The organism is Arthrobacter sp. alpha11c, assembly GCF_054149985.1.
The window spans coordinates 1030877-1044165 of the sequence record NZ_CP196747.1; the positions used below are offsets into that span (position 1 = coordinate 1030877).

Here is a 13289-nt window from a genome sequence, read left to right on the forward strand (position 1 = left end):
CGTTGGTCCTGGCTGCCGCTGAACGGCGCGGTCATTCCAAACCCGCACGGGTGGCATCGTCCAAAGGGCTCCACCAAGTCAATGGTGGTGTCACCTTGAAACGCCTCCCGGTCATGGTCGTGGGAATAATCCGTACAAAGTGGTCCTTCCGCCCGGCTTGCCAGGGGAAAAGCAGCAATCCCACGGTGTCCAGTACTTCCTGCGTCAACTGGATGCTTGCAGCCGTGCCCTTCACCACCACGCTCCATGCAACTCCAGAGCCGGTATCCACTCCATCAGCTTCCAAGGCAACGGGCGTTGCCCCGAGTGCAGCATGGAGTTTCGTTCCTTCGCCGGTCCGGAAGACCAAGGTGCCGTGGTCAACTTTGTAGTTGATGGGGAAGATATCGGGATGGTCGCCCATCCACACTGCCAGACGGCCCACGGATACGCCGCGGAGCTGCTCCCAACATTGCTTGGTGTCCAGGTGCTCGGCCTCGGGTGCTGATGGTTCGTTCCTCATGCGAGGATCCTAAGCCTGCCTCGGTTGCTGCGACAGGGCCCAAAGACCCCTTCTGGCTACGGCTATCGCTAGCCGTACGGGCCCGGAGTAGGCTGACACCGAAAGTGCCAAGCAGTAACGCCGTGCACCAGGCTGGTGGCAGGCGCCGAAAGGCGGCAATGACAGACTCTCCCAAAGTCCCACGCGAACACCAAACGGGTGCTCCAGCGGTCCAGCTGGAGGACCTGATGATGGACTTCACGTCCAGGGCAGGCGAGTTACTGCAAGCCCAGGAAAGGACCCGGGGCCTGCTCGAAGCCGTGGTGGCCGTTGCAGAAGACCTCAGCCTTGAAGCCGTGCTGGAGCGGGTGGTTACTTCCGCATGCAAGCTCCTGCAGGCACGTTATGGTGCCTTGGGTGTCATCGGTGAGGACAACGCGCTCAGCCATTTCATCACAGTGGGCATCGACGATGATTTGGCGAGCCGGATTGGTCCTCTGCCCACAGGACACGGGGTTCTGGGACTGCTCATTACCGAGCCTTCACCTTTAAGGCTCCACGACCTCCGTGAACACCCGATGGCCTACGGCTTCCCGCAGCACCACCCGCCGATGAAGTCTTTCCTCGGTGTTCCAATCCGCATCCGGGACGTCGTGTTCGGCAACCTGTACCTGACAGAGAAGGACGGCGGCGAGGACTTCACCCCGGAAGATGAGGATGTCGCGGTGGCATTGGCGGCAGCCGCCGCCGTCGCGATCGAAAACGCCCGGCTCTACGAGGATGCGGGGCACCGGACGTCATGGCTTGAAGCATGTATGGAAATTACGGGGCTGATGCTGGAGGAGGGACAGCCAGAAAGTGCCGCACTTGACCTCATTGCAGACACGGCCCTTCGGGAGTCAGGATGCCACCTTGCCGTGGTTCTGAAGCCTTCGGCTGAACACGTCCAGGACTACACCGTGGAGGGGGTAGCGGGCGGGAAGGGCGCGGCCCTGAAGAGTCGCGTTTTATCGTTGGATTCCACGGATTTCCTTGACGTCACCCTCAAAGGAGCAATCAAAGGCGAGGATCCTTGGCACCTCCTTGGCGATCCGGCCGATGAGTGCCCGGGAGAACTGCTTGTCGTAAACCTCAGTGCCCAAGGAACTCATCAAGGGCTGCTGGTTCTTGCTCGAAAACCCGGCACCGGGTCCTTTTCCACCACCGTTGTTGATATGGCTCCGGTCTTCGGTTCACATGTAGCCCTGGCTTTGGCACTGGACCGGATACATCGGTTCCGGGAGCAGCTGGTGGTTTTCACTGACCGGGACAGGATTGCGCGGGACCTTCACGACCTCGTCATCCAACGCCTCTTTGCGGCGGGACTGAGCATCCAGAGCCTGCGGCGCTACACCGCCGGCGGCTCAGCCCTTGAACGGATCGACGCCATAACGGAGGAACTCGATACCAGTATCCGCGACCTCAGAAACACCATCTACTCCCTGCGGACAAGTACCCACGACCACGAACTCCTGAGCAGTCGGATCTTCCAAACGATTCAAGCCGGGGCAAAATCGTTGGCATACACCCCGCATCTGACCTTGATCGGCCCCGTTGATTCCGTAGAAGACGATGTCACGATCGGGCACCTCCTGGCGGTAATCTCGGAGAGCCTCAGTAACGCTGTCCGCCATTCCGATGCGAACACCATCTCCGTGTCAGTTCGGGTGGCTCATGGCACGCTAAGCACGGAGCTCACAGACGATGGCTGTGGTTTCACGGCTGTGGGATCCGGTAATGGGTTGGCGAACATGGCCCGGAGGGCTGCAGAACTCAACGGGTCATTCAGCGTCACCAGCACGCCTGGCAAGGGTACTTCGCAGGCTTGGTCCGTTCCGCTGCCCTGAGCGTCAGCGAACGGAGCCAGCGTCCTCCTCGGGTACGTGGGCCATGAAAACTGCGGCTTGGGTCCGTCGCTCGAACCCAAGTTTCGCCAAGAGGGACGAGACATAGTTCTTCACCGTCTTTTCCGCCAACAGCATCTCCTCGCCAATCTGGCGATTGGTCATCCCCTGGCCGACGTATTCCAGCACGCGCCGCTCCTGGGGAGTCAGGGCGGCTACGCGCGGATCGAGCCTCTTCGGTTCAGTGAGTCCTTGGATAATCCGCGCCTTCACGGAATCATCGAAGAGCGACTCGCCGCGCGCCGCCCTGCGCAGCGCACCCAGTAGGTCTGAACCGCCGATTTCCTTGAGGATGTATCCCGCGGCTCCTGCCAGGACTGCACCTCGCAGAGCCATTTCATCGTCATAGCTGGTCAGAATCAGGCAATTCAGGCGAGGATCAATGGATCTAACGTCGCGGCAGACTTCGATGCCCGTACCGTCAGGCAGCCGTGCATCCAGGACTGAGACGTCGGGGCGCAATGCCGGGATACGGCGCGTCGCTTCCTCAGCAGATCCCGACATGCCCACCACCTGAAACCCTTCGCTTTCCAAAAGCTCCTGCAACCCGCGGCGAACCAATTCGTGGTCATCAAGAATGAACACGCGAACAGGACTTTCTGGCGAACCCACCCTGGCAAGGCCTGGGACATCCTGGTGATTCATGACATTCCCTCTCCGGCGGAAGCGGCAACCGCGCTTGCCGACATTTCATCGATGCCAAATTCTTGCCGACTGCATGTCTGCGCCACAAGGGCACAAGGACCCATCCCCGCGCGTGACTTTAGGCCCTATTGGGACGAGGAGATTAAACGGACGCTGGGAGAACGGGAGATGTAACCGCCCAGCATCAGGCCCCGCGGGTGTCTCCAGACAATAAAGGAGCAAAATTCCGATGAAGAAATGGACACGATGGCAGGATTGGACAGTAGTCGCGGCGGGCGCCTACGCGGCCCTGTCAGTCCTCTGGACCACACAGACAGGATCATCCACGGCCATCATGGTCACCTTAGGCGCGTTGCTTGTCATAGCCGGAGTCGTCAATCTGGCGTTGCCGGGAATGCCGGCCGCCGAATGGGCACAAGCGATCATCGCAGTGGCTCTCTTGTTGGCCCCTTGGGTGGGTGGCTTCACATCAGCGACTGGCGCTGCGTGGAGCGCATGGATTCCGGGTGCTGCCGCTTTGATCGTCACCGCGTTGGCGATCAAGCCCAGTACGGAAGAGTACCGGCACCACCACGCGGTGCCGGCCCCTTAGGTACCAAACCTGCATCTGGCGCCGGACTACCTTACGGCGCCAGATGCCGCCAAGGTCTGCTCTGCGGCCAATTCCCAGGGCAGGCGCCGTCGACTTGAGTGGTTAGGGCATAATGCAAACCAGGAACGTCGCTTCACTCCGCTTCCTTGGAGCAACCGATACTGTCACAGGGTCCCGCTACCTTCTGGAGTTCAACGGGACGCGCGTCCTCGTGGACTGCGGCCTGTTCCAAGGCTATAAACGTCTCCGCGAGCGCAACCGGAGGCCATTTCCAGTTTCCCCGGGCTCCATAGATGCCGTGCTCTTGACACACGCCCACTTGGATCACAGTGGGTACGTCCCGGCTCTCGTCCGGGACGGTTACCGCGGCCCCGTATACACCACTCACGGCACCAATCAACTGTGCAAACTCTTGCTGCCGGACTCCGGCCACCTGCAAGAGGAAGAGGCCCGGTATGCCGAACATACTGGCTCTTCCATCCATGTGCCCGCCTTGCCCATCTACACGGCCGCCGATGCGGTGAGATCGCTAAATAGCGTCCGCCCTGTGGACTTTGACGCACCCGTCGAGCTGGGTCACGCCTTTGATGCGACATTCGTTCCCGCCGGGCACATCCTTGGTGCTGCCCAGATCCATGTACGACTCGGAGAGCATTCCGTCCATTTCACAGGTGACCTGGGCAGGACCGATGATCCATTCATGTACCCGCCCCGGGATCTTGAATCCACTGATGTCCTGGTGACAGAGTCTACCTACGGGAACCGGACCCACCCGGCGGCGGGTTCTGACATTGAACTGGCCGAAGTTGTTAACCGTGTAGCAAAGCGCGGCGGTGTCGTCTTGATTGCGGCGTTTGCCGTGGGGCGTGCCGAGACGCTGATGCTCCAGCTTGCGCGTCTCCGCCGGAAAGGGCTGATTCCGGACATACCGGTGTATTTGAACAGTCCCATGGCCATTGACGCGTCCTATATTTACCAGCAACATCCGCAGGAACATCGCCTGGGTCCGGAGGAATTCAAGAGCATGTACGAGCTCGCCATTATGACCAGGAGCGTCGATGACTCGAAACTCCTCAATCTCCGTGGCGGGCCAATGATCATCATCTCGGCCAGCGGAATGCTCACGGGAGGGCGGATACTTCATCATCTGGCCGCCTATGGCCGCGATCCACATAATGCTGTGGTTCTCAGCGGTTACCAGGCAGGAGGTACCCGCGGAGCCGCCCTTGCCGCGGGGTCCCGGCAACTCAGGGTTTATGGACAGGATGTACTGATCCGCGCGGAGGTTGTTCAATTGGAAGGTTTCAGCGCCCACCCCGACGCCGACGGAATTATCCGTTGGATGCGTTCAGCACCGCGGACGCCACGAATGACCTACATCACGCATGGAGAGCCTGAGGCCTCCGATGCACTCCGTCTGCGCATCAAACGTGAACTGGGCTGGAAAGCACGAGTTCCCGAGTACCTGGAAACCATCATGGTGAATGCCCCCGATTAGCAAAAGGCACACCAGTCTGCCGCGGCCGCGTTCCGCGGGACTTCCGACCCTAACCCTTTGAAAAGAGCCGGCAGAAGCTGGACTGACAAGACCCGGCAAAGGATTTTCCGGGGAATCATCGAACAAGAACTGGAGCAGTCATGAAGGAAGCAATTGTCGTCGGTGTCAGCGATTCGCCCAGTAGTGAGGCTGCGACCCGATGGGCCGTGCAAAGGGCCGCTGCCCTTAAATTGCCTGTGCTCCTGGTACACGCTGTGGATGATCGTTGGGCCTACGATGCCATCGGCTATAACGAGTGGATCCGGGAGTCCGGTGAAAAATTCCTTGTTACTGCCAAAGACCGGGCCGAAAAAGTCGAGCCAACGGTCAAAATCAGCACGGATCTCGTCTCGGGAGGAGCCGGGTACGCCCTGCGCAAGCGGTCAAAAACCGCATCGATGGTGGTTATTGGTTCCGGCCACAGTTGGGCCGGCGGATCGCTCGCGGATCGTGCGCTACAGGTTGCTGCCGTGGCGAAGTGCCCCGTAGCGGTGATCGGTGAACATGATATGACCAGTCGACACGGCGTTCTGGTCGGAGTTGATGGTTCCGAAGAATCCACTCAGGCCGTGGCATTCGCTGCCGCAGAGGCAGACCGTGAAGGGCAGGAGCTAACCGTGCTGCACGCTTTCCGGACACCGGATCCATGGGTGGATCGGGGAGTGCCCCACGGCAATTTCTTTGAACTCGTGACCGAGGAGGAACGGGTGGTTCTTGCGGAAACGGTCGCGGGCTTGGCGGATAAATATCCGGATCTTGTTGTGCACCAGAACTTGGAGACCCACATGCGTCCTGGCGAGGCGCTGGTAAATGCCGCCGCAACAGCCCGCCTGTTGGTCGTCGGCAGCAGGGGCCGTGGCGGCTTCAAACGTCTACTGATGGGATCTACGGCCCACGCAGTCCTCACCAAACTGCCGTGCCCAACAATCATCACCAGGATCCAGCCAGTCAAGCATTCCGAGTAAGTAGCGAGCAGCAGGTCCTGGAACCCAATGGCTCCCCGGGCCTGCTGCTCATTACTGCTCCCTCGCTTCCAGTGGGGGCCTTACCACCACGACAGGACAGGAAGCATGATGGAGAACGGCATGCGCCGTTGAGCCAATACTGCCGCGGACAAGACCCTGCCCCATAGTTCCCACAACGATTAACTGGGCATCTTTCGCTGCACTAAGGAGCGTTCCGGCAACGGAGGTCCCCGTGAGCAGGAGGTCTTCAAGCTCGAGTTCGGGCGAGGTGTTGCGCACGGTACGTACTGCCGAATGCAATATTTCCAGGGGACCAACGTCACTTGCTTCAGCGTGGGCTTCGTGTCTCTTTCGGACATGCACAATCCGAAGCGATGTGCCCGCATAGGAAGCATGAGAAGCGGCATAGTGAAGCGAAGCCTCCCAGCCTTCCCGATCTATGCCAACGACGACGGGTCCATCCGGGTGGTCGGTGGACCGAACAACAGCCACGGGACACGCTGCAGTGGCGGCCAACTCCAGGCTCACGGATCCCACGAGCAGGCCCATAAAGCCTCCTATCCCCCGACTTCCCACAACCAGCATGGAGGCGCCTCCCGCCAACTTGCGAAGGTTCTCGGCCGGCCAGCCGTACACCAGGCTCTTCGTGATTTCCACCGACTCAGAAGCCTGACGGGCGCACGCGACCCCCTCGGCAACTATTGATTCAGCGGCGTGTCGCAGGCCGCTGTCAGCTACACCCGGCACGGGTTCCATGTTGTGTGTTATGGCCGGCCAAAGGGAACAATGCACTAATTGCAGCGCGCAGCTTCTCAGCTCGGCTTGCCGGGTCGCCCACTGAACTGCCGTAACGGCCTCGGGAGACCCGTCAAATCCGACGACGATCCGCTCGCTCTCTTTCATTGTTCCTTCTTTCCAAGCCTTGGACTGCCCTTTGGTAACCGTCAAGCCAGGAACACATTCCAGCCTGTCCAGCCGGTCATGCTGGGCAAGGTCATCTCAAACTCCCTATCTTCCGGCGTCAATTAACCTGGCCAGAGCTTGGCCCCACTTTGCGGCGCGGTGGAGCTCGTCTTCGCTTATCGAAGGTTCCTGGCTGACTTCGAAGCTCTCCGGTTCTGCAATGAGCTCGAAGCCGGCTTTTCGTAACCCGGAGGTGATGTGTTTGGATGCTCTGCCGGTGAGGAATGCCGGACCGTGGTTGCGGGTGTCGAATGCTGCGGCTTTTTGGCCCGGGATGGCAGGTCGGAGCTGGGCCAGCCACTCACGTATGCCGACGTTCGCATCGATATCGTGGCCAAGGGAACCGGTCGCGGCAGCGACGTTTGCTGCGGAGTGTCGTGTTGCGGGTCTGCTCATTCCGTGAGCATGGGTAGGTCCACCGACGATCAGCAAGGCACAATTACCCAGGTCATCGGCGACTACATCGGAAACGGAGACCGCTCTGGCCCCGGGCTCGCCATCAAAGCCGCTGGCAATTGCTTCAGCTACCCTGCGGGTAGTTCCGTACATTGTTTCGTAGACCACCAAGATGTCCATCATGGTCGCCCTTCAGTGGCTTCGTTCGAGTGGTCCTCAGGTACGTGGACCACGAGAACCGGGCAGTGGGCATGAGCTACGCACGCTGAGGTGACTGATCCCAGCAGCAACCCTCCAAAACCACCGTGTCCACGTCGCCCCACAACGATCATGTCTGCCTTCCGGCTAGCTTCGATCAGTCCTTGTCTGGGATGACCCTGAACAAGCCGCGAATGGACGTTGTCGGGCTGGGTCGGGCCGAAGGCCATTTCCACGGACTGCTTCAGGATTCGCCCGGCGGCTTCCTCAAAACCGGTAATGCCCATCACCACATAGCCCTCGTAGACGGGGGGATAGTCCCAGAAAGCCGTGGCAACCACGTCAACGCCCAACGGCGTCGCCAACAGTTGGGCTTCTTGGAGTGCAGCTATGGACGCATCGGAGCCGTCAACTCCGACGATGATTTCTCCTGTTGAGCCGGCTTTGTCCATGACTGTTCTCCTGCCGAATGAAACGTTCGATCCCTCCACAATGGCGCTGCAGGGCGTCCTCGGACAGGGTCCAAAGTCACGGAGATGCTTATTGCGTGGGCGGGGATTCTTCGGAACGGAGGTCTTCGATTGTCTTTCTGAGAGTGCGGATGGTGTCATCCAATTCCGACGTGACATGCATCATCCGCTCAACGGCTGCGGGGTCCACCAGGAATCGCTTCAAGTTCTGCATTCCCAAGCCGGCTGCAAATATACGCTGAATGACGAGGTCATGAAGGTCGCGGGCTATGCGCTCCCTGTCCGAGAGCAACAAGGCCTGCTCACGAAGGGCGCTTACTTCCGCGAGATCCAGTGCAAGGCCGATCCTGCTGCCAAACAATGCACTGGATTCCAGATCAGAACGGGTATAGGCCGCGCCGCCAACGGCCCGGGCCATCAGCAGAACTCCGTTTCCCCTCCCCCTGTGGCCCAGGGCCGCTACCAACACAGTGCCCAGCTTCTCCGACACCTCGGGACCGAGAACTTGTGAAGCATCCTGCACGAGGCGGGAGTCGCCAGTGGCAAGCACTGATGCTACTACCTCGGAGCCCGGCAATTGCTGGCCCGTGTTCAAGCCCTGCACTCCGACCGCCGATCTACAACGGACCTCTCCTCCGGGCGTTGGTATGGCAACGACACCCAGGATTGAGTCGGAAGCACGGACGGCCGCCTCCGCGACAAGATCCAGGTTGCCGGAGTCGTCGTCGGGCTTGCTTGCAATGAGGCGGCTGCCAAGCTCCATGCCCGCTTCCAACCATCGCTGCCGGCGATTGCTTTCGTCGAACAGGCGGGCGTTTTGGATGGCGACGCCGGCTGCTGCCGCCAGTGCGATGGCAAGCTCCTGATCATCTTGGCTGAAGTCCTTCCCGTCCCTCTTCTCGGTGAGGTACAGGTTGCCAAAAACAATATCGCGGACACGGATTGGTACTCCGAGAAACGACTTCATGGGAGGATGGCTTGCCGGGAAGCCCACAGCCATTGGGTGAGCGGTGAGGTCGTGAAGACGGAGTGGTTCGGGTTCGCGGATCAGGTGTCCCAGGACACCATGCCCGGTGGGAAGATCGCCGATGGATCCAATGGCGTCCCCATCCATGCCGACCGTAATGAAGTGGCTTAGCTGCTTATCCTCTCCAATGACGCCAAGAGCTCCGTATTTGGCGTCCACCAACTCGCAGGCCGACCGGACGACGCGGTCCAGGACAACTTCCAGGCTGAGGTCCTCGGCAATGGAAATTACCGCTGAGAGCAACCCGTTCATTTGTTCCTGTGCATGGATCATCTCATCCGCACGCTGCACGAACTCACGGAGGAGTGTTTCAACGCGCCCCTTCAGTGGGGAGCGCCAAGGGTGATCCGCGCCCATAGGCCTTTACCTCCCTGCGCCACTAATGGCCTGCCTCTCCCGAGTCTAGGTGAGTCGTCGGCATACGGGTACAGATCAGGGGTCAAGGGCCCGAACACGTCTTGGGAGACATGACCTTCGACCCTACACCTGCCGTCAGGAGACTGGGACGATGACAAAGGTGATACCAGCATGGCGAAACATACTTCCATGAGAGCCGTTAGCACAGGCGGTAAAGGTCGGCGACGATGATCACACCCAACATCCCGATGGCGGGCCTTTCCGAAGAGGAAGTCTCCCAGCGGGTCCGGGACGGTCTCGTGAACGATTTGTCGACACCTCCCAGCCGTAGCCTGTTGGCCATAGTCCGTGCCAATGTACTCACGCTGTTCAATGGCATCGTAGTGGCGGGTTTCAGTTTGCTGCTGTTCCTTGGGCAGTGGAGGGACGCGCTCTTCGGGCTGGCAGCCATAGGAAACGCCCTCATTGGCGTGGTTCAGGAATACCGCGCCAAACGATCCCTCGACCGCTTAACCATCGTCCACGGAGCAATGGCCAGAGTGGTGCGGGAGGGAAATGTTCAGGAAATCCCCGCACATGACGTGGTGCTGGATGACTTACTTCTGCTTAGTGCAGGTGATCAAGTCCCAGCAGACGCCCATATTGTTGGACCGGGTTCGCTTGAAGTCGACGAGTCACTACTGACAGGTGAATCGGCACCTGTCACCAAACACCGGGGGGATGTGCTGTTGGCCGGGTCCCTGGTCTTCACCGGCTCCTGCCATACCCGGGTATTCAGGGTTGGCCATGAGACCTTTGCCAACCGGCTGGCCGCCGACGCCAAGCGGTTTTCGCTCGTCAGTTCAGAAATACGCACAGGTATCAATCGGGTGCTGCGGGTTCTCGCCTGGGTTGTCCTGCCGGTGACGTTGCTGGTGTTGAATTCACAGCTGCTCCAACAAGGGGGATGGGAGGCCGCACTGGCCTCTGGAGCTTGGGCACAGAGCGCTGTTTCGACTGTGGCAAGTACAATCGCCATGATTCCCCTGGGACTGGTACTCATGACCAGCGTGGCTTTCGCCGTAGGCGCCGTCCGCCTCGCGGGCCAGAAGGTCCTGGTCCAGGAGCTTGCAGCTGTAGAAGTGTTGGCCCGGGTCGACGTCCTGTGCTTGGACAAGACAGGAACGCTAACAGACGGACGAATGGCCTTCGACGCCGTTCACCAGCTTCGAGGTGAAGTCCAGGACGGCTGGCGACAGGCTTTGGCTTGGTTCGGGGCCAACCAGCCTGCCAACGCCACATCCCTGTCCATCGGAGACGCCTTTCCCCTCAAAGTGCAACTGACCCCTCTCTCTTCAGTGCCGTTCGACTCTACGCGCAAATGGAGCTCGGTGACCCTGCCCAATCTCCAAGGCGATTCCAGTACCTGGATTCTCGGCGCACCGGAAGTTGTATTTGCCGGCGAATCGCCTGACTGCAGGCTCGCGCGGCAACGGGCCGGGGAGTTGGTCTTGTCGGGGGTTCGCACCATGGGAATGTCCCGCTCGAGCCAATGTACCGAAGCGACTGAAAGTGCCTTGCCCGGTGACTGCGAGCCTGTCCTGGTGCTGACACTGCGGGAAAGTATCCGGTGGGATGCGCCGCGCACTTTGGCCTACTTCCGGGAGCAAGACGTCACCATAAAAATTCTTTCCGGAGATGACCCCAGAACCGTTGGTCTTCTGGCCCGGAAGTTGGGTCTGGAAAACCCGGATGCTATCGACGCCAGTAAATTGACTGGGGACCCGGCAGCCTTGCAGGATCTGGTGGACGCGCATTCAGTGTTCGGACGCGTCTCACCGGAACAAAAGAGGGAGCTGGTGCTTGCACTGCAACGTCGCGGTCACACGGTTGCCATGACCGGAGATGGAGTCAATGACACATTGGCGCTCAAGGTGGCCGATCTCGGCATAGCCATGGACTCCGCTGCTCCCGCAACCAAAGCCGTGGCACGCATCGTCCTGCTTGATGGCAGATTCAGCCGGCTTCCTGCCGTCGTGGCCGAGGGGCGGAGAGTGATCAACAATATGGAGCGTGTCTCCATGCTGTTTCTCAGCAAGACAGCCTACGCACTTGTGATCTCGCTACTATGCGGAGCACTCCTGCTCCCTTTCCCATTCCTTCCACGCCAGCTGTCTGCCATCGATGGCCTCACCATCGGGCTGCCTGCCTTTTTCCTGGCACTCCTGCCCAATAGGCACGACTATACGCGCGGATTCCTGCGGCGGTCATTAGCCTTCTCAATACCGGCAGGCGTGGCCATCGCCGTCGGGATCACCGCGCTCAATTTCTACGTCCAAGCTACGGGCCATTTCAGCGTGGACCAGGCGCGATCCGCCTCATCGATGGCCTTGGCGCTCATAGGATCCTGGATCCTGGCGGTCATCGCGCGACCCCTCAACCTACGGAAGGCGGCCGTTATAGCCGCAATGTATCTGGGCACTGTCATCGTATTCACCTTCCCGCCCTTGAGTGGGTTCTTCCGACTTGAATGGCCCCCAGGAGACCTCTTCCTGGCGACTTTCGTAGTCGCGGTGGCGTCCAGCACCGCCGTCGAGATTGCCGGTCGACTCCGGAGGAGTCCTCCTCCCAGGCCACATGGCGAAGGACCATGACCTTCGGCTCTGGTTTACGGCGCTGAAAGCATGCAAACCTCCAGGCGTAGGACTACGAAAGGAAGCTGGCAATGCATGCATGGTGGGTAGCAGATCCAGGACCGATAGCAAACCGTCCCCTGGTGCAGGGGAAACGGAAAGACCCCCAACCACAGGCCGGGGAATTGCTGATCCGTATAAGTGTTTGCGGTGTGTGCCGAACGGACCTTCACCTGGCTGAAGGTGATTTACCGCCCCGCAATGCCAATGTAGTGCCGGGCCACGAAGCCGTCGGAACAGTCCTCGAAACCGGGTCCACTGAAAGCAGGTTCGCGCCCGGAGACCGGGTTGGTGTTCCATGGCTCGGCGGCACCTGTGGAACGTGTACCTTCTGCCTCCGCGGCAACGAGAACCTCTGCGTGGCGCCAACGTTTACTGGATGGGACCGTGACGGCGGGTTCGCGGAGATGATGACGGCCCACGAGGACTTTGTCTATGCTATTCCGTCCGGCTTCACCGATGAACAGGCCGCCCCGCTTCTGTGCTCGGGAATTATCGGTTACCGCGCGTTGAAGCGAGCTGCCCTGCCGCCAGGAGGGCGCCTGGGCATCTACGGCTTTGGGGGTTCCGCCCACCTCACGGCGCAGATTGCGATGCATCAGGGCGCCTCCATCTACGTCATGACACGTTCAACAGAAGCACAGGCGCTCGCCCGGTCCTTAGGCGCCGCGTACGTGGGCGGCGCCTCAGACGAGCCTCCGGTCAAGCTCGATTCAGCCATTCTCTTTGCACCAGTAGGAGAGCTGGTGCCCACCGCATTGAGGTCGTTGAACCGAGGAGGGACCCTGGCAATCGCCGGCATACACCTCACCGACATTCCCTCACTCAACTACTCCGATGACCTCTTCTACGAGCGCCAACTCCGAAGCGTAACCGCCAACACACGCGCGGACGGGGTGGAACTCCTGGCCCTTGCCGCGGACATGGCGTTAAAGCCGACCACAACCTCATACGACTTCTCGCGTGCAGACCAGGCCTTGGACGATTTGGCCAATGACCGGATTACCGGAGCCGCCGTGTTGAAAATCAGCTGATGGGTAACG

General features: G+C 60.1%; 12 protein-coding genes. 6 read left to right on the forward strand and 6 right to left on the reverse strand.

Annotation, left to right across the window (positions count from 1 at the left end; all coding sequences use genetic code 11):
- Window positions 1-31: 31 nt before the first annotated feature.
- Entirely contained in the window at window positions 32-502 is a 471-nt protein-coding gene (locus ACTAQJ_RS04750; RefSeq protein WP_442015656.1) for a pyridoxamine 5'-phosphate oxidase family protein, read from the reverse strand.
- 158 nt (window positions 503-660) lie between these two features.
- On the opposite strand from ACTAQJ_RS04750, the gene ACTAQJ_RS04755 reads away from it, so the two are divergent.
- On the forward strand, window positions 661-2367 hold the full coding sequence (locus tag ACTAQJ_RS04755) for a GAF domain-containing sensor histidine kinase (protein ID WP_498701094.1): 1707 nt from the start codon (window positions 661-663) through the stop codon (window positions 2365-2367).
- A gap of 3 nt (window positions 2368-2370) precedes the next feature.
- Here the strand turns inward: ACTAQJ_RS04755 and ACTAQJ_RS04760 are convergent, their stop codons facing one another.
- Window positions 2371-3069, reverse strand: a complete 699-nt coding sequence (locus ACTAQJ_RS04760) for a response regulator (protein ID WP_442005505.1) — start codon at window positions 3067-3069, stop codon at window positions 2371-2373.
- Window positions 3070-3298: 229 nt separating this feature from the next.
- Here ACTAQJ_RS04760 and ACTAQJ_RS04765 point away from each other — a divergent pair, with 229 nt between their 5' ends.
- The 3 genes from ACTAQJ_RS04765 (at window position 3299) to ACTAQJ_RS04775 (ending at window position 6163) form a co-directional block, all read left to right on the forward strand.
- Window positions 3299-3661, forward strand: coding sequence for an SPW repeat domain-containing protein (locus ACTAQJ_RS04765; protein ID WP_442005506.1), 363 nt, complete (start codon window positions 3299-3301; stop codon window positions 3659-3661).
- Between the two features lie 112 nt (window positions 3662-3773).
- On the forward strand, window positions 3774-5159 hold the full coding sequence (locus tag ACTAQJ_RS04770) for an MBL fold metallo-hydrolase RNA specificity domain-containing protein (RefSeq protein ID WP_498701098.1): 1386 nt from the start codon (window positions 3774-3776) through the stop codon (window positions 5157-5159).
- 140 nt (window positions 5160-5299) lie between these two features.
- Window positions 5300-6163, forward strand: a complete 864-nt coding sequence (locus ACTAQJ_RS04775) for a universal stress protein (protein WP_442005508.1) — start codon at window positions 5300-5302, stop codon at window positions 6161-6163.
- A 51-nt stretch (window positions 6164-6214) separates the two neighbouring features.
- Here the strand turns inward: ACTAQJ_RS04775 and ACTAQJ_RS04780 are convergent, their stop codons facing one another.
- The 4 genes from ACTAQJ_RS04780 to ACTAQJ_RS04795 form a co-directional block, all read right to left on the reverse strand.
- Window positions 6215-7066 carry a universal stress protein gene (locus ACTAQJ_RS04780; protein WP_442005509.1) on the reverse strand — a complete coding sequence of 284 codons (852 nt, stop codon included), beginning with the start codon at window positions 7064-7066 and terminating at the stop codon, window positions 6215-6217.
- A gap of 105 nt (window positions 7067-7171) precedes the next feature.
- Window positions 7172-7705 carry a flavodoxin family protein gene (locus ACTAQJ_RS04785; RefSeq protein WP_442005510.1) on the reverse strand — a complete coding sequence of 178 codons (534 nt, stop codon included), beginning with the start codon at window positions 7703-7705 and terminating at the stop codon, window positions 7172-7174.
- Window positions 7702-8172, reverse strand: coding sequence for a universal stress protein (locus ACTAQJ_RS04790; RefSeq protein WP_442005511.1), 471 nt, complete (start codon window positions 8170-8172; stop codon window positions 7702-7704). Before ACTAQJ_RS04790 ends, ACTAQJ_RS04785 begins: the two co-directional genes overlap by 4 nt.
- 88 nt (window positions 8173-8260) lie before the next feature.
- A complete protein-coding gene (locus ACTAQJ_RS04795) occupies window positions 8261-9574 on the reverse strand; it encodes a GAF domain-containing protein (RefSeq protein ID WP_442005512.1) in 1314 nt (437 codons plus the stop codon).
- Window positions 9575-9801: 227 nt separating this feature from the next.
- On the opposite strand from ACTAQJ_RS04795, the gene ACTAQJ_RS04800 reads away from it, so the two are divergent.
- Both ACTAQJ_RS04800 and ACTAQJ_RS04805 read left to right on the forward strand, forming a co-directional pair.
- Window positions 9802-12207 (forward strand): HAD-IC family P-type ATPase, encoded by a 2406-nt coding sequence (locus ACTAQJ_RS04800; RefSeq protein WP_442005513.1) that lies wholly within the window; start codon window positions 9802-9804, stop codon window positions 12205-12207.
- A gap of 71 nt (window positions 12208-12278) precedes the next feature.
- Complete coding sequence (locus ACTAQJ_RS04805; RefSeq protein WP_442005514.1) at window positions 12279-13280, forward strand: zinc-dependent alcohol dehydrogenase family protein; 1002 nt, start codon at window positions 12279-12281, stop codon at window positions 13278-13280.
- The last annotated feature ends 9 nt before the right edge of the window (window positions 13281-13289 follow it).